20 protein-coding genes and 1 pseudogene are annotated in these 20,924 nt (G+C 61.9%); 7 read left to right on the top strand and 14 right to left on the bottom strand.

Annotation, left to right across the window (positions count from 1 at the left end):
• The first annotated feature begins 13 nt into the window (after positions 1-13).
• The 3 genes and pseudogenes from CCR94_RS06905 to CCR94_RS25915 all read left to right on the top strand — a co-directional run.
• The gene (locus CCR94_RS06905; RefSeq protein WP_104507144.1) at positions 14-1,021 is read left to right on the top strand and encodes an RluA family pseudouridine synthase; all 1,008 of its coding nucleotides are present in this window, start codon (positions 14-16) and stop codon (positions 1,019-1,021) included.
• 828 nt (positions 1,022-1,849) lie between these two features.
• On the top strand, positions 1,850-3,145 hold the full coding sequence (locus tag CCR94_RS06890) for a glutamine synthetase family protein (protein ID WP_104507142.1): 1,296 nt from the start codon (positions 1,850-1,852) through the stop codon (positions 3,143-3,145).
• A gap of 315 nt (positions 3,146-3,460) precedes the next feature.
• Positions 3,461-3,756 (top strand): annotated as a pseudogene (locus CCR94_RS25915) (IS66 family transposase); the annotation flags it as partial.
• 84 nt (positions 3,757-3,840) lie between these two features.
• On the opposite strand, the gene glmM reads toward CCR94_RS25915, so the two are convergent.
• The 14 genes from glmM to CCR94_RS06815 form a co-directional block, all read right to left on the bottom strand.
• Positions 3,841-5,181, bottom strand: coding sequence for a phosphoglucosamine mutase (glmM, locus tag CCR94_RS06880; protein WP_104507140.1), 1,341 nt, complete (start codon positions 5,179-5,181; stop codon positions 3,841-3,843).
• 142 nt (positions 5,182-5,323) lie between these two features.
• Positions 5,324-7,249: an ATP-dependent zinc metalloprotease FtsH gene (ftsH, locus tag CCR94_RS06875; RefSeq protein WP_104507139.1), complete on the bottom strand. Its 1,926-nt coding sequence runs from the start codon at positions 7,247-7,249 to the stop codon at positions 5,324-5,326.
• A gap of 109 nt (positions 7,250-7,358) precedes the next feature.
• Positions 7,359-8,354, bottom strand: a complete 996-nt coding sequence (gene tilS, locus CCR94_RS06870) for a tRNA lysidine(34) synthetase TilS (protein WP_275112806.1) — start codon at positions 8,352-8,354, stop codon at positions 7,359-7,361.
• 17 nt (positions 8,355-8,371) lie between these two features.
• Positions 8,372-9,373, bottom strand: a complete 1,002-nt coding sequence (gene ybgF, locus CCR94_RS06865) for a tol-pal system protein YbgF (protein ID WP_104507137.1) — start codon at positions 9,371-9,373, stop codon at positions 8,372-8,374.
• A gap of 161 nt (positions 9,374-9,534) precedes the next feature.
• Positions 9,535-10,059: a peptidoglycan-associated lipoprotein Pal gene (gene pal, locus CCR94_RS06860; RefSeq protein ID WP_104507136.1), complete on the bottom strand. Its 525-nt coding sequence runs from the start codon at positions 10,057-10,059 to the stop codon at positions 9,535-9,537.
• A gap of 171 nt (positions 10,060-10,230) precedes the next feature.
• Positions 10,231-11,517, bottom strand: a complete 1,287-nt coding sequence (gene tolB / locus CCR94_RS06855; protein WP_104507135.1) for a Tol-Pal system beta propeller repeat protein TolB — start codon at positions 11,515-11,517, stop codon at positions 10,231-10,233.
• 73 nt (positions 11,518-11,590) lie between these two features.
• Complete coding sequence (locus tag CCR94_RS06850; protein WP_104507134.1) at positions 11,591-12,712, bottom strand: cell envelope biogenesis protein TolA; 1,122 nt, start codon at positions 12,710-12,712, stop codon at positions 11,591-11,593.
• 130 nt (positions 12,713-12,842) lie between these two features.
• The gene (gene tolR / locus CCR94_RS06845; RefSeq protein WP_104507133.1) at positions 12,843-13,286 is read right to left on the bottom strand and encodes a protein TolR; all 444 of its coding nucleotides are present in this window, start codon (positions 13,284-13,286) and stop codon (positions 12,843-12,845) included.
• Between the two features lie 14 nt (positions 13,287-13,300).
• A complete protein-coding gene (tolQ, locus tag CCR94_RS06840) occupies positions 13,301-14,005 on the bottom strand; it encodes a protein TolQ (RefSeq protein WP_104507187.1) in 705 nt (234 codons plus the stop codon).
• A 135-nt stretch (positions 14,006-14,140) separates the two neighbouring features.
• On the bottom strand, positions 14,141-14,575 hold the full coding sequence (gene ybgC / locus CCR94_RS06835; RefSeq protein ID WP_104507132.1) for a tol-pal system-associated acyl-CoA thioesterase: 435 nt from the start codon (positions 14,573-14,575) through the stop codon (positions 14,141-14,143).
• Entirely contained in the window at positions 14,572-15,600 is a 1,029-nt protein-coding gene (gene ruvB, locus CCR94_RS06830) for a Holliday junction branch migration DNA helicase RuvB (protein ID WP_104507186.1), read from the bottom strand. Before ruvB ends, ybgC begins: the two co-directional genes overlap by 4 nt.
• A 14-nt stretch (positions 15,601-15,614) precedes the next feature.
• Positions 15,615-16,229 (bottom strand): Holliday junction branch migration protein RuvA, encoded by a 615-nt coding sequence (gene ruvA, locus CCR94_RS06825; RefSeq protein ID WP_104507131.1) that lies wholly within the window; start codon positions 16,227-16,229, stop codon positions 15,615-15,617.
• A gap of 63 nt (positions 16,230-16,292) precedes the next feature.
• Positions 16,293-16,805, bottom strand: coding sequence for a crossover junction endodeoxyribonuclease RuvC (ruvC, locus tag CCR94_RS06820; RefSeq protein ID WP_104507130.1), 513 nt, complete (start codon positions 16,803-16,805; stop codon positions 16,293-16,295).
• 4 nt (positions 16,806-16,809) lie between these two features.
• Positions 16,810-17,538 carry a DUF1013 domain-containing protein gene (locus CCR94_RS06815; RefSeq protein ID WP_104507185.1) on the bottom strand — a complete coding sequence of 243 codons (729 nt, stop codon included), beginning with the start codon at positions 17,536-17,538 and terminating at the stop codon, positions 16,810-16,812.
• A gap of 165 nt (positions 17,539-17,703) precedes the next feature.
• Here CCR94_RS06815 and CCR94_RS06810 point away from each other — a divergent pair, with 165 nt between their 5' ends.
• The 4 genes from CCR94_RS06810 (at position 17,704) to CCR94_RS06795 (ending at position 20,924) form a co-directional block, all read left to right on the top strand.
• Positions 17,704-17,916: a DUF1192 domain-containing protein gene (locus tag CCR94_RS06810; RefSeq protein ID WP_104507129.1), complete on the top strand. Its 213-nt coding sequence runs from the start codon at positions 17,704-17,706 to the stop codon at positions 17,914-17,916.
• Positions 17,917-18,241: 325 nt separating this feature from the next.
• Positions 18,242-18,760 (top strand): protease adaptor protein RcdA, encoded by a 519-nt coding sequence (gene rcdA, locus CCR94_RS06805; RefSeq protein WP_104507128.1) that lies wholly within the window; start codon positions 18,242-18,244, stop codon positions 18,758-18,760.
• A gap of 80 nt (positions 18,761-18,840) precedes the next feature.
• Positions 18,841-19,998, top strand: coding sequence for a Gfo/Idh/MocA family protein (locus tag CCR94_RS06800; protein ID WP_104507127.1), 1,158 nt, complete (start codon positions 18,841-18,843; stop codon positions 19,996-19,998).
• Positions 19,995-20,924, top strand: coding sequence for a DUF6492 family protein (locus CCR94_RS06795; RefSeq protein WP_104507126.1), 930 nt, complete (start codon positions 19,995-19,997; stop codon positions 20,922-20,924). The genes CCR94_RS06800 and CCR94_RS06795 overlap by 4 nt, the downstream gene beginning before the upstream one ends.

Here is a 20,924-nt window from a genome sequence, read left to right as displayed (position 1 = left end):
TTCTATCGATGTCATGACAACAAGGATCGAGATCGAAGTCGACGCGACCGGGGCGACGCAGCGCCTGGACCAATTTCTGAGCGCCCAAGCCGTGGTGCAGGCCGAGAGCCTTTCGCGCACCCGCATTCAAGCGCTCATCGATGGCGGCAGTGTGACCGTGGACGGCGCCAAGGCGACCCAGGCCAAACTGAAAATTCGCGCCGGCCAAATCATTGTCATCGAGGTTCCGGATGCGACGCCGGCGGAGCCGCTGGGTGAGGCGATTGCGCTTAACATCGTCTTCGAGGACGACCATATCGTCGTACTCGACAAGCCGGCGGGCCTTGTCGTTCACCCAGGCGCCGGCAATGAGACGGGGACGCTGGTCAATGCCCTGATCGCGCATTGCGGCGATACGCTTTCCGGCATTGGCGGCGTCAAGAGGCCGGGCATCGTGCACCGACTCGACAAGGACACGTCAGGACTATTGGTGGTCGCCAAGACCGATGCCGCGCATCACCGGCTATCCCGACTCTTTGCCGACCATGGACGCAGTCTCTCCTTGACCCGCGAATATCTGGCCCTGGTTTGGGGCGCGCCCGATCGGCAGAGCGGAATTGTTGACGCGCCGCTTGGGCGTCACGCGATCCAGCGCGAGAAAATGGCCGTTGTCCCGGAGGCGCGCGGACGTGAAGCCATAACGCATTGGCGGGTCATCGAAACATTCAGCAAGGACCGCGACGGCAAGCCTATCGCCAGCCTGATCGCCTGCCAATTGGAGACGGGCCGCACCCATCAGATCCGCGTTCACATGGCCCACATCGGCCATCCGCTGCTCGGCGACAAGACCTATGGCGCCGGCTTCAAGACCAAGGCGTCACAATTGCCCGAGGCCGCGCGCGCCGCCCTGACGACCCTGGACCGGCAAGCGCTGCACGCGCGCGCGCTCGGTTTCGAACATCCGATCACCGGCGAAGAGCTTCTGTTCGAGAGCGAACCGCCGGAGGATTTCGCGAATTTGGCCCGCGCGCTCAAGAGCTAGAGCAGCGCGCGCTCCATTCGTGACCCTGCCAGGGGACGATTGCTTTTTGCAGCGCGCGCAAAAACAGCTCCATGCCGATTGAAACCAGCGCGATCGTGAGGATGCCGACATGACCACGTCGGCGAGCACAGCGCGTTGACATGGAACGGGTTGTAGCGAAGGCCGCCGCTGGCGCGTTTTTCCAGCGCGGGGGGGCGAAACCGGACCGCCCATGGTCGATGTCGCATCAAAGCCCACGTCCTCCAGGAGGACCAGCAGGACGTTCGGCGCGTTTTTCGGCGCCGTAGGGGGCTTGGGCATGTCGGGAGAGAGCCATGAATTTGACCTCCAGGAACAGGTTGAAGCTTTTTCAGATCGAGGCAAGGTTCAAAGACGGACCCTCCAGAGTCCCGTGGACGCTGAATGAACAATCGGGCAACTATAACAATATTAATCCGCCCGTTAAGATGGCATAATATATTGGGTCATTTCGCCGCAGGACTCCGGAATTGGGACAGGAGGGGAGCCGTGATCGCCTTCTCGGCATGGGGCGTTCCCTCCGGCCCCCATTCATAGGAAACCGCCTGGGCGCGACAGACCTGCGGATTCAGAACGGGATGGCCGTGGCTTTCGCCGTTGGTCTTATAGGGATTTGCAAAATCCCAGACGATTTCGCCGTCCGGGGTGATCTCGAAAACGTTTATCCGCCTCGGGAGCAAGGTCCCCGCTGCGCCTTCCCGATAAGCCTAGAACCCGCGGACCGCTCGACAACCTTGCGAGAGCAGGCCTATCATGCATAGTCGATAGTTATTATCGCCTTTATCAAAAGAGCGCGCTAAGGGGTTTGTGATGTCTTCTTCGGTCTTTCCGCTTCCTGAGGGAACGCATACGGTCGTTCTCGGAGTTGGCGACGTCAACGGCGCGATGCGCGGCAAGCGCATCCCCGCCAGCAACTGGGCCGCGACCTGCGAAGAAGGCAATGCGATCTGCGCCGCCATCTTCGCCATGGACATGACCAGCGACATCTGGGACACGCCCTATTGTTCTCTCGCCAACGGCTATGTCGACATGCACCTGTTTCCGCTCGCCGCGCCGGCGGCGACGCCGTGGGAGCCGGGGGTGGCGATCGTGCTCGGGCGCGCCGAAGCGCTCGACCACGGCCCGGTGCCGATCGACCCGCGCGGCGCGCTGTTGACCCAGATCGAGCGCGCCGCCGCGCTCGGGATCACTGTCGAAGTCGGAACCGAACTCGAATTCTATCTGCTCGATCCGGAGACGAAGCGCCCGCGCGGCAACGGCATCTCGCTTTACGGCATCGACCGCGCGGCCGAGCTCGAGCCGGTCATCGGGCCGATCCGCAATCATCTGGAGGCGATCGGCATTCCCATCGAGCAGTCCAACCCCGAATACGCGCCGGGCCAGGTCGAGGTTAACATCCGCCATGCCGACGCGCTGACCAGCGCCGACCGCGTCGTGCTGTTTCGCAGCGCCATCAAACAGATCGCCGCCCGCCACGGGTCTCTCGCCACCTTCATGGCCAAGCCCTTCATCGATCAATCCGGCAGCGGCTTCCATACCCATTATTCGCTGTGGAAGAATGGCCAGAATCTGTTCGCCGATTCCGGCCGGCTGTCGAAAACCGGCCGTCATTTCCTCGCCGGGCTGGAAAAGCGCATCGCCGAGGCCTCGCTCGCCGCTTCGACGACGCCCAACGCCTTCCGCCGCCGCCGCCCGTCCACCTTCTGCCCGACCAACGTCAGTTGGGGCGTCGATAACCGCACGGCGGCTTTGCGCGTCATCGAAGGCAAGAGCCATCAAGTGCGCATCGAGAAGCGCGACGGCGCCGCCGACGCCAACCCCTATTATCTGTTGGCGACCGAAATCGCCGCCGGCCTGGACGGAATCGAACAGCGGCTGGAACCGACCCCGCCGGTGGAGGGCAACGCCTACGAACGTCCCGATCTGCCGGCGCTGCCGCGCGATTTGAGCCATGCGGTGGCGCTCGCCAAGGGGTCCGAGTTCCTGAAGCGGGTGATCGGCGAGGATAGGTTGACGATCCTGGTGCGCCAAGCCGAGCGCGAAATCGATTTTGTCGAAGCGCAGGTGACTCCCGTGGAGACCGAGCGCTATCTCGTCAATTTCTGAGTCAGCGGTCGAGCGCGACGTTGCTGACCGGAACCGCGTTGCACAACAGGACGGTCACGGTGGGGACGTGAGTTTCCCCACACCCCCTCAGATCCTTACGTGCGGCGCTACCGCATACGGCGCCTGCTTCGAGTCATGACGCGCCGCGCTGATTTGGATAGAAATATGCAAGGTGTGCGCCTTGGAGATATAGAGCGCGATGAAGCGATGGCAACACTCGCAAGTCATGCGCGAACGTTGGCTGCGGCGCTACCGGGAGCGCGCTTCGCAAGCGGCTTTCTCCCGTCGTCCTACACCACGCACGGGGACACGATCCTCGTCGAGGACTTGCGTGTGTGCCTGACCGAGCAGCGCGCGAAGCTCTCGGCCAAGACCGATCTCGCCAAGGACATCTATTACCGCCTGTCGCGACGGGTCGCGTTCACGCGTTTCCTTGACGACGGCCGCGTCTGCCTGACCAATGACGCCGCCGAGCGCCCCCTGAGAGGCATAGCGGTCGGGCGCCGCGACTGGACGTTCGCCGGTTCCGACGCCGGGGCCATAGGGCCGCAGCGGTCTTCACGCCGGTCGAGAGCTGCAAGCTCAACGACGCCGACCCGCAGGCATGGCTTACACGGAAACGCATCCGTGCTCTAGACTCTTTGTTTTCGCACGATCTTTTCCAAAAACCGGTGTCCACTTTTTGCGATCATGCTCTAGGCGGCGGCGGCGACCGCTTCGCAGACATCGTCCACGATGCTCTCGACCAAGGCCCGGTCATCCCCCTCGGCCATGACGCGAATCACAGGCTCCGTGCCGGAGGGACGGATCACCAGTCGCCCCTCGCCGCCAAGCTTGTCCTTGGCCGCCTGGATCGCCTTCGCCACCGAGGCCGTCTCCAAGGGCTTTCCGCCCTTGAAACGGACGTTTTTCAGGATTTGCGGCAAGGGATCGAACGCGTGGCAGACTTCCGAAACCGGCTTGCCGCGCCGTTTGACGACCGCCATCACCTGCATCGCAGCCACCAGACCATCGCCCGTCGTGCAATAATCGGACAGGATCATGTGTCCGGATTGCTCGCCGCCGACGTTATAGCCATGCTCGCGCATGTGCTCGAGCACGTAGCGGTCGCCCACCGGCGTCCGCGCCAGCGACAAGCCGAGAGAGGCGAGATAGCGCTCCAGTCCGAGATTGGACATCACGGTCGCGACGATCCCGGGTCGCGACAATTTTCCGTCCTCTCGCCAGTCCTGCGCGACAACAGCCATAAGTTGGTCGCCGTCAACAAGATGGCCATGTTCATCGACGATCAGAACCCGGTCGGCGTCGCCATCAAGGGCAATACCGATGTCGGCGCGCAGTTCGCGCACCTTTTGCGCGAGGGCTTGCGGCGCGGTCGAGCCGACATTGCGGTTGATGTTGAATCCGTCGGGATCGACGCCGACCGAAAAAACCTCGGCGCCCAGCTCCCACAGGGCTTCCGGCGCCACCTTGTAGGCCGCGCCATTGGCGCAGTCGATCACCACGCGCATGCCTTCGAATGACATGTTGCGCGGCAAGGTGTGCTTGGCGAATTCGACATAGCGGGCGCGAACGTCATCCACGCGACGTGCGCGACCGAGACTGGAGGAGGTCGCGAGTTTCGAACCGAGATCGGACTCCATCAGGACCTCGATCTGCCGTTCGACCTCGTCGGACAGCTTGAATCCCTGGGGACCAAACAATTTGATGCCGTTGTCCTCGAAAGCATTGTGAGACGCGGAAATCATGACGCCGAGATCCGCGCGCATCGAGCGGGTCAACATGGCCACCGCCGGCGTCGGCATCGGGCCAAGCAGAAGAACGTCCATGCCCACGGAAGTGAAACCGGCGACCATGGCGTATTCGATCATGTAACCGGAGAGCCGCGTGTCCTTGCCGATAACAACACGGTGCCGATAATCGCCCGTCTGGAATACGATGCCGGCTGCCTGCCCGACCTTCAGCGCCAGGTCCGGCGTGATGACTTTGTTGGCGAGGCCGCGAATGCCGTCCGTGCCGAAAAACTTGCGGCTCATATTTGCGAATCTCCAGAAATTTTCAGCGAATATATACTAGATGCGGAAGGCTCCCATTCACATTTCGTGAACAGGTTTTACAGGGACAGCCTCCCTAAACGTCAACGGGCGGCAAAGCCGCCCGTTGAACCAGATGAACCGGTCAGGATTGCGGAGCTGGCGCGAGACCGGGGTCGGCGTCCGGCGCCCCCCAGTTTGCTTTCCCCGCAGCCGGGACGGCGGAACGACGCGGCGTTGTCGGCGGCTCGTCACTCTCGCGCACAGGGGGAATACCCTCAAGGAGGTTGCGGATCTCATCTCCCGACAGGGTTTCGTATTCGAGCAATCCCTTGGCCAAAGCCTCCAGATTGTCGCGCTTCTCGGTGATGATCTTGCGCGCCTCGGCCTGTCCGGCCTCGACGAGCCGACGGACTTCGCTGTCGATCTTCTGCGAAGTGGCCTCCGAGATGTTCTGCTGACGCCCCATGGAGTAGCCGAGGAACACCTCTTCCTGGTTCTCCCCGTACATCACTGTCCCGAGTTCGTCGGAAAAGCCCCAGCGCGTCACCATCGCTCGAGCAAGCTTGGTCGCCTGTTCGATATCGCTTTGGGCGCCGGAGGTGACCTTGTCCTTGCCGAAAATGACTTCCTCGGAGACGCGGCCACCCATCAGCACAGCCAAACGCGACGTCATCTGTTCGAAGCTCATCGACAGCTTGTCACGCTCCGGCAGCTGCATGACCATGCCGAGCGCGCGACCGCGCGGGATGATCGTCGCCTTGTGAACCGGATCGGTCGCCGCGACATTGAGCGCAACGATGGCGTGGCCGCCCTCGTGGTAGGCCGTGAGCAGCTTTTCCTGTTCGGTCATGACCATGGTGCGGCGCTCCGCGCCCATCATGATCTTGTCCTTGGCGTCTTCGAACTCGTCCTTCGTGACGACGCGCTTGCCGCGCCGCGCCGCCAGGAGGGCCGCCTCGTTGACGAGGTTCATCAGATCCGCGCCGGAGAAACCGGGGGTGCCCCGCGCGATGACCTTGAGGTCGACATCGGGCGACAACGGAACCTTGCGCGCATGCACCCGCAGGATTTTCTCGCGGCCGATGACATCGGGATTGGGCACGACGATCTGGCGATCGAAACGGCCGGGCCTGAGCAGCGCCGGATCGAGAACGTCCGGGCGGTTGGTCGCGGCGATGAGAATGATGCCTTCATTGGCTTCAAAGCCGTCCATTTCGACCAGCAGCTGATTCAGCGTCTGCTCGCGTTCGTCGTTGCCGCCGCCGAGGCCAGCGCCGCGATGACGGCCAACCGCATCGATTTCGTCGATGAAGATGATGCAGGGCGCGTTCTTCTTGGCCTGCTCGAACATGTCGCGCACGCGGCTCGCGCCGACGCCGACGAACATTTCAACGAAATCCGATCCGGAAATCGTGAAGAACGGCACATTGGCTTCGCCCGCGATCGCGCGCGCCAGCAGCGTCTTGCCCGTGCCCGGCGGGCCGACCAGCAGCACGCCGCGCGGGATGCGTCCGCCGAGGCGCTGGAATTTCTGGGGATCGCGCAGAAATTCTACGATTTCCTCCAGGTCTTCCTTGGCCTCGTCCACGCCGGCGACGTCCTCGAAGGTCACGCGACCATGCGCCTCGGTCAAGAGCTTGGCTTTTGACTTGCCAAACCCCATGGCCTTGCCTCCCGCGCCTTGCATCTGCCGGGACAGGAAAATCCACATGCCGATGAAGGCGATCAGCGGAAGGCCATTGACGAGGAGCGTCACCAGCCAATTGTTGCCGTCCGAAGGCGGACGCGCGGTAATCTGGACGCCCTTCTTGTTCAGCGTCTGAACCAGACTGGGATCGTTGGGCGAATAGATAGAGAACGACTTGCCGTCGCTGTAATGCCCGGTGATCTCAGCGCCGGAAATCGTCACGTCCTTGATGCGCCCCTGATCGGCGTCGGCCAGGAGCTGGCTGTAGTTGATTTCCTGCGCGGGCGCGCGCTCGCTGGGCTTCTGGAACAGCACCACGAGAGCCACGACAAGCAGAACGATGATCACCCAAAGGGCGAAATTGCGGAAATTTGGATTCATCTCTTTCTTGCGTAACCTTCCCGGTCGATGGAAGCGCGCCGGTCGCGGAGAAACATCAATGTAGTTGCCCAGGTTCCACTTGCCAAGGGAAGGCGGACTGCTTCGCGCGCTAAAGTCCCCGTTTGCGCTCGGGTTCCAAAGCGATTCTCAACCGTTTGCTTCTGTTCAGGGCAAGCGTGCAGCCTCCCAGGGTCGCGCGAAGCTCGGTCCCTGCCCGGAGCGCAAGGCCCAGTCTCCTCGCGAAATCCTCCAGGCGCTCTAGGCGCGCCGGCGGCGCCCCGGCGGCCTTGGACAACGCGTCTTGCAGGAAATATTCCATGATCGCCTGTGGCGTATCCTCGGCGGCCGACAGATCATAGGCATTTTTTTCGTTCGAAATTTCGACCTTTGAAAAAAAACGTGTCGCAGCCCATTCGAGAGCGTGATCAAATTTTTCAGCCCGCGCGCACAGCCGCGCAGCGCGCTCTCGCGTCAAACCGAGGCGGTGCAACGGCGCCGCAAGCTCCCGCCATTTCGACCGCTCAAATCGGGGATCTTCATTTGATGGATCGTTGAAAAACGCCTGCCCGTGGCGGCGGCAATAATCGACCAATGTCGCTTTGGACACCTGAAGCAGCGGCCGGACAAGCCGTCCGCCAAAAACTTCCTGATCGCCCGACATTCCGGCCAAGCCAGCGATGCCGCTGCCGCGCGACAACCGCATCATCACGGTTTCCCATTGATCGTCGGCATGATGCGCCGTCGCCACAGCCTCGGCGTCAATCTCGCGCAGGTGTTGACACAGCAGGTGGTAGCGCGCGCTCCGGGCGCGCTCCTGCACGCCAGTGGTCGGCTTCTCGCCGCTCCAGAGCAGAATCCGATGCGGTATGCCCAGCGCTCGAGACCATTCGGCGACTTTTTCCGCCTCGGCCGCGCTTTCGGGCCTCAGGCCATGATCGACCGTGGCGGCCGCCAGAGCCGGGGGCGTCAAGGAACCGTCTCGCCGCGAACCGTCTCGCCAAGCCGCCGCTAGGCGCAGCAGCGCCATGGAATCGGGACCGCCGGACACCGCGAGCAGAAGTTTGGAGCCGGGCGCGAGCGCGGAAAACAGCTTCGCCGGTTCCAAAGCGGCTTCGTCGTCGCTCAACAGGCGGCCTTTTTCGCCTCGCGCGCGGCCGCCTGTTTTTCGGACGCCGACGCATTGGGGTATTTGTGCGGAACCTCGGCGAAGAACGCGCAAGCCTGCTCTTTCGCCCCCAGCGCATTGAGCGAAACACCCAATTTAACCATCGCGCCGGGCGCGACGCTGCTCTTGGAATAATCGGTCGCAATCTTCAGGAACTGCTCGGCCGCCTCGCGATGCCGATTTTGAAAATAATAGCTTTCGCCAAAATGATAGATCGCGGGCGCGTTGTAGCGTGTGCCCGGATGCTTCTGCAGGAAGCTCGAAAACGCCTGCTGCGCGGCGTCGTATCGTTGAGCGTTCAGCAACTCGGCGGCGGCGTCGAAATCCGCCTTCACCGGATCGGCCGGGGCCATCGCGGCTTGGGGCGGCGAAGCCGCCGGTGTCGCGACACGTCCGTTTGCGGGACTGATGTCCATCGGCGCCGTCGGATCGCGACCGTCGGCGCGAAGAGGCTTGCTGGCCGAGTTCGGCGAGCCCAGCTCTCTTGGCGCGCCGGCCGCCCCATTCTGAAGCGACGGATCGAATGCATCGCGGCGGCGCCCCTCGCTTACCGCGGGCGGCGGAGCGTTCGTCGCGGGTTGGTTCAGCGCGTCTTGAGGCGACGGCGGCTGGTCCTGACTATCCGAACGGCGTTGCGGCGCCTGCGGCTGACGCCCGCCATGGTCCTGAAAACGCGCGTCCACGTCCATCTGGAACTTGCGAAGCATCTCTTCCAGGCGTTTGGTCTGATACTGCAATTGCTCGACTTGGCCGTTCAGAGCGCGCACCTGCGACTCCAGACGGTCCACGCGGATGCTTTCGCCCGCGTCGGCGCCTCCGGAACCGCGCTCCTCGATATCGGCGGGCGGCCGCTCATAATTTTGCGCGCAGGTCGTCGTGGCCATGAGGGCCAAAACGATCGAAGCCGCAACCGGCCGCCAGCCGGCGCGAAGATTCGCCCTGGGTTCAAATCGTCCCATTCCATCCTCGGCTCAAGTTTGACTCGCTGAAATTTATCATAGCTCGCGTTGCGATAAGCACGAAAAATGGCTTTTGCGGGCCGAGAAACGCGCAACGAAAAATTCCGACGCCGAAGCGTCGGATTTCCTTATCGGGCAGGCTATTTGAGTCAATCGGCCGGTCAACTGCCGGGTTTCAGCACGGTCACGGCGCGGCGATTCTGCGACCAGCAGGAAATATCGTCGCAAACGGCGACAGGACGCTCCTTGCCGTATGAAATCGTCTTGATGCGCGAAGCCGAGACGCCGCGGGCGACGAGATAGTTTTTTGCCGACTCGGCGCGGCGGGCGCCAAGCGCGAAATTATACTCGCGGGTGCCGCGTTCGTCCGCATGACCCTCGACGGTGAAGGCGTAGCTTCTGTATTGGTTGAGCCAATTCGCCTGCTTGTCCAGCGTGGCCTGGCCCGCGCCGTTGATCTCGGACGAATCGCTGTCGAAGAAGACGCGATCGCCGACATTCACGACGAAATCCTGGGTCGAACCAGGCCGGGCGGACCCGGCGGCGCCGACGCCGCCAGAACCGCCCGCGCCCGATCCGTTGAGACTATCGAGATCAGTCGGGTTCTTGGAGCAAGCGCCCAAAGCCAAGGCCGCGGCGATCGCCACGGCGAATTTCAATCCATGCATCGAGCCAAAACTATTCATCCGACGCGCTCCCTAGGCTGGCGGAATGTGCTTTCCGCCAGTCGTAGCCTGCGAACATTAAGCAAAGGTTTTCGTAACCTTGATGACGGGTAACGAAATCCGGCGAATTTGAGACGTTTAACGTCATGGTTAACAAGATGTTTCTGGCCAGAATGGGGCGAAAGCCTCGCTCTATCCAAGCAGAGGACTCCAGGACGGGTCCGACGCAAAGCCCGGCGTCTGCACGGGGAACTCGGCGCGGCCCAGAATATCGCTCATGAACAGCTTCGGGCCGCCCCCGCCATTGCGGAAGAATATGACGAACAAACCGTTGGGCGCCCAACTCGGACCTTCGTTATGGAACCCTTCGGTGAGAATCCGCTCGCCGGAACCGTCGGGCTTCATGACGCCGATCGCGAAACCGCCATTGCCCTGGCGGGTGAAGGCGATGTAGTCCCCCTTCGGCGACCAGACAGGGGTGGAATATCGGCCGGCGCCGAAAGAGATGCGGTTGGCGCCGCCTCCCCCCGCCCCCATGACATAGATTTGCTGGGTGCCGCCGCGATCCGATTCGAACACGATTTTCGATCCGTCCGGCGAATAGGATGGGGACGTGTCGATCGCCCCGGTATCGGTCAGGCGCGTCGTCGCGCGCGTGCGCAGATCCATCGAATAGAGATTCGCGGAGCCAGCCTGCTCCAGCGACATCACGACGCGCTGTCCATCCGGCGAGAAACGCGGCGAAAAGGTCATTCCGGGGAAATTGCCCACGACTTCGCGCTGGCCGGTGTCGATGTTGAGCAGGAAAACGCGCGGGTCTTCGGAGCCGAACGCCATATAGGTGAGTTCCTGGGAATTTGGCGAAAACCTGGGCGTCACGACCAGATCGTCACCGCGCGTCAAATGCCGAACGTTCGCGCCGTCCAGGTCCATGATCGACAACCGCTTGCGGCGGTTCTCGCGCGGGCCGCTCTCGTCGACGAAGGCGACGCGCGTATCGAAAAAGCCCTTCTCACCGGTGATTTTCGAGAAAATGGCGTCGGAAACGATATGGGCGACCCGGCGTGAATTGTTGGGGTCGGTGACATATTGCTGTCCAGACGCCTGAGCGCCCGAGCCGACATCCCAAAGCCGGAATTCGGTTTTCATCCGCCCGTCGCCACGGCCGGAGCGGCCGGTGACGACATATTGGGCGTTGACGGAACGCGCCGCGTCCAGGTTCGGCGCGTCGGCGCCCATGTCGCCGCCCTCGACAGGATTGATGAAGACGGAACGCTTGAAATTGTTGACGATGATTGAACTCATCGCCGCGCCGCTGTCGCCGCCGAAGGGCGCGACGACGACATTGACCGGCTTGAAATCGCCGCCGCCATGAACGTCGATGTAACGTTCCGCGTGACCAGAGCCGCGCAACAACGGGACCGCGGCCAGTCCGCTCAGCAGGGCAGTTACGTTACGGCGAGTGGGGGCAAAGGTCATTTCTCTCGTCCTGGATGTTGGGATCGTGAACTTTTAAGTCCGGCGCGCGCAGCAAATTTGACGGCGTCAAATGTCAGTCCTGCGGATTGAACGCGACGGTGGAATCCTTCCATTGCTCGTAAAAGGGCGCGAATTGCGCTGGAATTTTCATAGGATCGCACGATCGCACGGCGCGCAAGGCGCTATCGGCCAAGGACCGCGCGGCGGGATCAGCCGGAGGATTGAGCAACACCGGAGTCGCCGCCAGCGATCCATCCTGACGAAACGCCACGCGGATTTTCGGCACATAGCGCGGCGTATCGGAGAAGGACAGATAGTTCCAGCATTGTTTGTAGCGCTCGCGCAAGAAACCATCGAAGGCGTTGGCCATCGAGGGCGACATCTTTGCGGCATGTCCCGAGGCCGCCCCGAGAGACGCGGCATGGCTGACCTCGCGACCCGCCGAACCTTGCGATTGCGCCGCCTCATGACTGAGCAGTTTCGACACCTCCGAAAGATTCGGAGAGGGTCGGGCGTTGCTTTCCTCGCCGGATTTCGGTTTCGCCGGCTTGTCGCTCGGCTTGTCGTTGGCTTTGCCATCGTTGCTCTGCGACAAAAGCTTGGCGACCTCATCCAGTTTCGGCGGTTTTGGCGTCGGCTTTTCCTGTGGCTTTGGCGGCGTCGGCGGAGTCGGAGGCTTCGGAGGCTCCGGCTTGGTCTCGACCTTCTTTTCCGGCGGCTTCGGGCGCGGCGGAGGCTTGACCGGCTCGGCGTCGTCCTTTTCCGGCTCTTCCTCTGGCTCGGCCTTTTCAGGGGGCTTTGGCGCCGGTTTCGGCGTGGGCGTGGGTTTCGGCTCCACGGGCCGCACGGGAGGCGGCGGCGGCGGTTCGCTCGACTCGACAGGATCGGGCAGGCGTTTAAGCGGCGGCGGCGGCGCCGGAACGTCCTTCTGCGCCTGAGGCGTCGGGGGAGTCGGCTTTTGCTCCTCGACGCGCGCGACGCGATCCACCCGTGGCTTGGCCGCAACCTCCTTCGCGGATTTCTCGCCCTTCATGATCTGGCTGAATTGCGCGTCGGTGATGGTTTCGACGGGCACGGCCTCCTGGGCGTCTTCGAATTTGGGCTCCAGGGAGAAATGGACGAGCAGAAGCGCCAGCACGCCCAAATGGACCGCCGCCGACAACAACAGGCCGGGTTCGGAGCGCGAAATCTTCACCGCCGCATCATTCTCCTGAGCAGGATTTCCGAAAAGCAGCCGCCGGTTTTCGGAGATTAATCCTGCCAAAACAAAGGATTCCAAGCATGAAGTCGTTGGCCGCCGCCGAATTCACGCCTGGAGGAAAACCCTATTTTTTCTCCTGCTGGGTCACGAGCGCGACTTTCTTGAATCCCGCCGCGGTCAGATCGGACATGACTTCCGCCACTTTGCCATAGGGAACGTCCTTGTCGGCGCGGACATAGACGCGTTCATCGACGCCTTCCTTGGCCTGAGCCTTCACTTGATCGACCAACTGGGCGAGGTCGATCTTCTGATCCATCAGGTAGATTTCGCCATTGTCCTTGATCGCGACGGCGATCGGCTTCTTGTCTATGTTCAGTTCACCCGCCTTGGTCGCGGGCAGATCGATCGGCACGCCAGACGAAAGCAGCGGGGCCGCGACCATGAAAATGATCAGAAGGACCAGCATGACGTCGATGAAGGGCGTCATGTTGATGTCGGCCATGGCGCCATAGCGCGGCATACCCCGCCGCCGTCGCCCCTTGCCCCCCGCCGAAACAGATATGCCCATGGCTCAAGGTCTCCTCAGGCGCCGCGCGACGTGTGCTGATCGATCTGGCGCGAAAGGATGGCGGAAAACTCGTCCGCGAACGCCTCCATTTTCGCCTGCGTCTTCGCGACGTCGCCGGAGAGCTTGTTATAGGCGATCAGCGCGGGAATCGCGGCGAACAGGCCGATGGCCGTGGCGAACAGCGCCTCGGCGATGCCCGGAGCCACCACCGCCAGCGAAGTATTTTTCGATGCCGCGATCGAGCGGAACGACGTCATGATGCCCCAGACCGTGCCGAACAAGCCAATGAAGGGGCCGGCGGACGCGACCGTCGCCAGCACCAGGAGGTTTGCTTCCAGCTTCTCGATTTCCCTGGCGATCGAAACATCCAGCACCTTCTCGATGCGCGATTGCAGGCCGACATAGGAGGCCGCGGCGTTCTGGAACGAACGTTTCCATTCCCGCATCGCCGCGACGAACAGGGACGCCGTCGCCATGGTCGGCCGCGCGGCCAGCGACTGGTAGAGGTCCTCCAGCGAATTGCCGGACCAGAACACGGTTTCGAATTCCTCCATCGCGGCGCGGGCGCGCCGGATCAGCAGCGTCTTGTTGATGATGATCGCCCAACACCAGACCGAAGCGGACAGAAGACCGATCATCACCAGCTTCACCACGATGGAGGCGTGCAGAAACATGGTGAAGACGGATGTTTCGCTCCCGACTGCGGCGACTTCATTCATCAGGGCGATCCTCATCCTTCCCGCGGCGCTTTTGCCGCGCTGCACATGACGGGAAAATCCGTCAATTCTGCGGCTGAACATGCAAAATGGAGCCGCCAACGCCTCAGTTAAGAGACTCCGATGGTTAACGTTTAGTTACGATTCGCACTTTCCACCGATCGGCGTCAGTTTTTCGCGGACTTCCCGTGGGATACGGCAAGCGCGGCCGCCCGAGACGGCCGCGATCAGAACCCGAGCCGTGAACAGGACCTCGTCACCTCTCTTGACGCGCTGGTCGAGCTCAAGCGTCGCGGCGGTGATCCGTTCGACCCGCGTCTCCACCGTCAAGAGATCGTCCATGCGCGCGGGACGCAGAAACTCGATGCTCATCCGCGCGACGACGAAAAAAATCTGCTCGCCGGCATGGATCTCAGCCTGATGAAGATCCACCTCGCGAAGCATTTCCGTCCGAGCGCGTTCGATGAAACGGAGATAATTCGCATGATAGACGATGCCGGAAAAATCGGTGTCTTCGTAGTAGACGCGGATCGAAAAGACATGCGGCCTGTCGTTGATGCCGGATTCGCTCATTCCCGTTCGCCATCGTCTTGAAACAATCCGGCCTGAAGGGGTTGCGCCTGTTCTGGCGCCGCAAGCCCAAGATGGCTGAACGCCCGCGGCGTCAGCATACGGCCGCGCGGCGTGCGATTGAGAAAACCCTGCTGCAACAAATAGGGCTCGATAATATCCTCGATGGCGTCGCGCGGTTCCGAGAGCGCGGCGGCGATGGTCTCGATGCCAACCGGGCCGCCGCCAAAATTCACCGCGACCATATTGAGGTAGCGGCGGTCCATCTCGTCAAGCCCGATGGAGTCGACATCCAGCAATTTCAGGGCGTGATCGGCGACTTGGCGCGTCACCATGGCGTCGCCGTCGACCAGGGCGAAATCACGCACCCGGCGCAACAACCGTCCGGCGATGCGGGGCGTGCCGCGCGAGCGGCGCGCGATCTCGTTGGCGCCCTCGAAGTTCATCGGACATTTCATCACCCGCGCGCCGCGCGCGACAATGCTCTCCAACTCCTCGACCGTGTAGAAATTCATGCGAATCGGAATCCCGAACCGGTCGCGCAGGGGCGTCGTCAGCAAACCGGCGCGGGTGGTGGCGCCGACAAGGGTGAAACGCGCCAGATCGATCTTCACCGAACGCGCCGCCGGCCCCTCGCCAATGATGAGATCGAGCTGAAAATCCTCCATGGCCGGGTAAAGGATTTCCTCCACCGACGGATTGAGACGATGGATTTCATCAATGAAGAGGACGTCACGCTCTTCGAGATTGGTCAATTGCGCGGCGAGATCACCCGCCTTGGCGATGACCGGGCCGGAGGTCGAACGAAAATTCACGCCGAGTTCGCGCGCGACAATCTGGGCCAAGGTGGTTTTTCCCAGTCCTGGCGGTCCGACAAAAAGCACATGGTCCAAAGCGTCCTTGCGCGCCTTGGCCGCCTCGATGAAAACTTTCAGGTTTTTGCGGGCGGCTTCCTGCCCGGTGAAGTCGGCAAGGGTCAGCGGCCGGATCGAGGCTTCGAGATCCTCCTCGCGCTTTTCAGGCGACATCACGCGCGGCGACGTCACTGCGCCAACTCCTTGAGCCCGCGCCGGATCAAGGCGCTGGTTTCGGCGTCTTCACCCAGAACCTTGAGACTTGCGGCGATCGCGGTCGCGGCCTGAGGACGTCCGTAGCCGAGGTTGACCAGGGCGGAAATCGCCTCCATCGCGGCGCTGGATGCGCCGCCAGCGTCGTTCCCGGCGAGTTGAGCCGCCGTGGAATCGACGCCCTCGAACGCGCCTGCCTTGTCTTTCAATTCCGCGACGATTCGGGCCGCAAGCTTGGGGCCTACGCCCGGCGCCCGGGAGACGGACGCCTTGTCCTGCAATGCGATGGCGGAGGTCAGTTCGGACGGAGGCAGAATCGAGAGAATGGCCAAGGCCACCTTGGAGCCGACGCCCTGCACGTTTTGCAACATGCGAAACCAGTCGCGTTCCGCATCCGACAGGAAACCGAACAGCCGGATCGAGTCTTCGCGCACTTGCGTTTCTATGGCGAGAACCGCCGCCTCCCCTGGGCGCGGCAGCTTCTGCAAGGTTCGGCTCGAGCAGGAGACCACGTAGCCGACGCCATGCACGTCAAGAATCAGATGTTCCTCGTGGAGTGACTCCACCACGCCCTTCAGCTTGCCGATCATCCGCCCCGCCCGATTCGCCGCTGTAGTTTATCCGATTCGCACGACATTCGCGGCGGCTCCCGGTTACGTCCTCAACAGCATGGCTTCGCGATTGCGGGCGCCACGATGTTGCGCGTGGCAAATGGCCACCGCCAGCGCGTCAGCGGCGTCGGCGCTTCGCGCGTCGCTTCGCGGCAACAACACCTTGACCATCATGGCGATTTGGGCTTTTTCCGCATGGCCCGCGCCCACCACCGTCTTTTTCACCAGATTCGCGGAATATTCCGAGACGACCACGCCGGCCAAGGCCGGAACCACCAACGCCACGCCGCGCGCATGACCCAGTTTCAAAGCCGATTGTGGGTCGCGGTTGACGAAAGTTTCCTCGACCGCCGCCTCGTCCGGCTCGTGAGTTGCGATGACCGCCGCCAGCCCCTCATGCAGCGCCCGAAGCCGAAGCGCCAGATCGCCGTCCGTCGGCGGGTGGATAGCGCCCGACGCGACATAGCTGAGTCGCGCGCCCTCCGCCTCGATCACGCCCCAGCCCGTGTGACGCAATCCGGGATCGATGCCGAGGATGCGAACCGCCGCCCGCATCCCCTCACTCCTTGATCTTCAGATCCTTGAGCTTGCCGAACACGGACTCGACATCGAAATCGTCTTCCTCCTCGACCGGCTTGGCGGCGGTGGAGCCGAACACCTCTTCCTGCGAAACCGACTGCGAAACCGGCTCGTAATAATACGGCTGGGTCGTCTGTTCGGCCGGCGCCAGCATCGCGCCCTGATCCTGAACCAATTGCGGACGTTCCTTGCCCGCGCGTTGGACTTCGAAATCCAGATCGATCTGGGAGCAGAGCCCCAGCGTGACCGGATCCATTGGCGTCAGGGACGCGGAATTCCAATGCGTGCGATCGCGAATTGCCGCAATCGTGTTCTTGGTGGTGCCGGCCAGCCGCATGATTTGCGCATCCTTGAGTTCAGGATGGTTGCGCACCAGCCAGAGGATCGCATTGGGACGATCCTGTCTGCGCGACAGCGGCGTATAGCGCGGACCGCGATGGCGCTTGGGTTCCGGAAGGCGAACCTTGGACACCGCGAGCTTGAGCGGATGAGAAGAATTCTTCTCGGCCCGTTCGATTTCTTCGCGGGTCAATTGACCTGAAGTGATCGGATCAAGTCCACGAATGCCGGCGCCCACCTCGCCATCGGCGACCCCCTTGACCTCGAGAGGATGCAGCTTGCAAAATTCCGCTATCTGATCGAACGTCAGAGAGGTATTTTCCACCAGCCAGATTGCGGTCGCCTTGGGCATGAGCGGGGCATTGCTCATCATTCTCTCCTAGAATCTCTTCTTCTCGCCGCCCGCGCGCCATCGCGCTCGAGCCAGCCCGGCTGAGGCGCGGCCTCAAGTTTCCATTCATGACGGGAATTTCGCATATATATGCCGATTGGCCTGGAAAGGCAACTTGTGGCCAAACAGCAGGGGGCAGAATAGATGGCTCGAGATGACGACGATAACTTTGGTCCAAGAAAATCCGCAGGCGCGCATCACGCCATCGGTGAAGCCTTGGATGCGCTTTCGATTGAAGAGCTGGGCGAACGCATCGCCTTGCTGCGCGCGGAGATCGACCGGATCGAAATCGCGATCGCGCAAAAGCGCGCGTCGCTCAATGCGGCCTCCTTGTTCTTCAAGGCTGACCCATCGTAATGATTCAAAATGTTTTTTTGCTCCAAGACGGGTCGCATTGACCTCAATTTAACTTTCGAAATGTTAGATTTTCTATGGTCCGGATATCCCGGATTGGCGCTGACAAGCGCCTTGTCATGCCTCCCTGTTAGACAAACTCCCCAAGAGCCGCGGTTTGCGGCTCTTCTTTTTTCGAGCGCGGTCAAAGGTTTCATCCGCTACACGATTAACGTTAAATAAGATTAAACGAGCGGCCTGCTCAAAATGGCGCTATCTTGTTGCAGTTCCCTGGTGGCCAACAACTGGTCGCTGGCAATCAGCGTTTGCGCGCGTTCCGAGGTGGCGCATGTCTCAGTTTATTCAGCATGATGACGAACCCGTATCTTTCGTCGCTCGTCTCGCCTCCTCCGAGGCCTTTAAGGCCATGTTCCGCGAGGGCATGTCCTTGGTCGAGGAGGCTGCGGCCTATCTCGATGGACCCGGACGGGAACAGGCGCGCGAGCTCGAACGCAACGAATCCCTTGCCTATGCCGCGGAAAGCATGAGGCTGACCACGCGGTTGATGCAACTGGCGTCATGGCTGCTGTTGCAGCGCGCGGTCAACGAAGGCGAATTGACCTTCGAGCAGGCCCTCTCGGAAAAGCGCAAGGTCAAATTGTCCCAGCAGGATATGGCGACCGCCCCCGACGTGTTCGAGAGGCTGCCGCATGACTTGCAGGCCCTGGTCGGCGAATCCCTACGCCTGCAGGCGCGTGTCATCCATTTGGACCAATTGCTCTATCTCGATCCCAAGGTGGCCATATCGAGCCCCGTGGGAAGTCCGGTGGAAGAGCAGCTTGCCCGTCTGCGCGCGGCTTTCAGTTGAACGGTCACGCCGCGTAACGCGCAATTAACACCCGGCAGCTTAATTTGCGCCCGGTCGAAGGCTGAAGCCTCGGGGCGCGCATGACGGAACAGACCGGGATTGCCATCGTCGGTTGCGGCTACATCGCCGATTCCTATCGACATTGTCTGAAACTTCATGAGTCGGACCTGCGTCTCGTCGGCTTGTTCGATCGCGACGCGGTTCGCTTGCGCGCGCACGCCGAATACTGGGGCGGCCGAGTCTATTCTTCAATCGACGATATGCTCGCCGATGACGCCGCGCAAATCATCATCAATCTCACCGACCCCGAGAACCACGCCGAAGTCACGCGCGCCGCCCTGCTGGCGGGCAAGCATGTCTATTCGGAAAAGCCGGTGGCGATGACCCGCGCCGAGGCAATTGCGTTGCGCGACCTCGCGGCGGAGAAAGGCCTGCGTCTGGCCGCCGCGCCGTGCAATATTCTTGGCGAAAGCGCCCAAACGCTTTGGAAGGCCGTGCGTTCCGGCGCCATCGGCGCGCCGAGGCTGGTTTATGCCGAATTGGACGACGGCATGATCCACCGGACCAATTATCGCGAATGGAAGAACCGGTCCGGCAAGGCCTGGCCCGCGCGCGGCGAATTCGAAACCGGCTGCACCTTCGAACACGCCGGCTATGTCCTCACCGTGCTTTGCGCCATGTTTGGCCCGGTTCGACGCGTCACCGCGTTTTCAGCCTTGCTTGTCGCCAACAAAATGACCGATCCGCCCTTGCCAAACCCCGCTCCGGATTTTTCCGTGGGTTTGATTGAATTTGACGGCGGAATCGTCGCCCGCGTCACCAATTCCATCGTGGCGCCCTACAATCACCGGCTCCAGGTGATTGGCGACGAGGGAAGGCTGGAGATTCGCGAAGCCTGGGACTATGCCTGCCCGGTCAAGTGGCGCGGCGTTTCCCAGAATCGCCTCGCGCGATTCCTGGAACGGCGCGTCCAGGGAATAGGATCCGGGAAGACGGTCCCAATGGTCCGCCAGCCGGCCATGCGGCCAGGACGCGGCGAACCGACGATGGATTTCGCGCGCGGGATCGTCGAACTCGCCCGCGCCGCGCGCGACAACAGGCCGTCGCGGCTGGACGGCGATTTCGCGGTTCACATCGCCGAAGTCACCGAAATGTTGCAGCATCCCGATCGTTACGAACGTCCCGGCCTGGTGCAATCGTCTTTCGCGCCGCTGGCGCCAATGGATTGGGCGCAATGAGTCTTCCCGGCCAGATCGACGCGAGCATCGTCACATTATCCTATCGCGGCGACTTCGACTATTGCCGCCTGCTGTGCCAAAGCCTGGACGCGTTCGCCAAGGGCCTGTCGCATCGCCTTTTTGTGCCTGCGCAGGACGAGGAGCTGTTTTCCGTGCTGGCGACGCCCGACCGGACCATCGGGTTCGAGCGCGATCTTCTTCCGTTCTGGCTGCTCAAACTGCCCATGCCCGGTCCGCGATTGCGCCAGTTGCTGCGGTTGCCGCGTCGGAATCTGTATCTGAACTTGCGTGGCGCGCCGATCCGGGGCTGGATCGCGCAACAGATCATGAAGATCGAGGCCGGCGCGCAAAGTCCGACTGAAATTGTCGTGCACATGGATAGCGACGGCGTGTTCATCCGACCGTTGACCAGGGAAATGCTGGTCAACGCGCAAGGATTGGTGCGATTTTATCGCAATCCCGCCGCCGAAACGCGCGCGACCCATGTGCTCTGGCGCGAGGTGGCCTGCCGCCTGCTCAACGTCGATCCCAACAGCATCAACCCCGGCGATTACATCAATTTCTGCGTGGTGTGGCGCCGATCCATCGTCCGCCGCATGATCGAACGCATCGAAAAGGTCGCAGGAACGGATTGGCGCGTCGTTCTCGCCCGCGAGCCGCATTTCTCGGAATACACGCTTTATGGGGTTTTTGTTGAATCCCTGGGAATTGAAGCCGCCGGCCACTTCGCCGCCGAGCAATCGCAAGTCCACGCCATCTGGGACATCGAGCCGGAGACGCCACAGGAAGAGGATGAATTCATCGACGGTCTGGAGACGCATCACATCGCCTTGCTGATCCAGTCCACGGCGCGGATGCCGTTCGGCAAGCGATTGGAGTTGCTCGAACGCGCCAAGGGGCGCGCGCGAAACATGGCGACCGACTGA

The sequence above is a fragment of the Rhodoblastus sphagnicola genome, assembly GCF_002937075.1.
GTDB lineage: Bacteria > Pseudomonadota > Alphaproteobacteria > Rhizobiales > Beijerinckiaceae > Rhodoblastus > Rhodoblastus sphagnicola.
The sequence above is the reverse complement of the archived record's forward strand: the minus strand, read 5'-3'. Positions and strand labels throughout refer to the sequence as shown.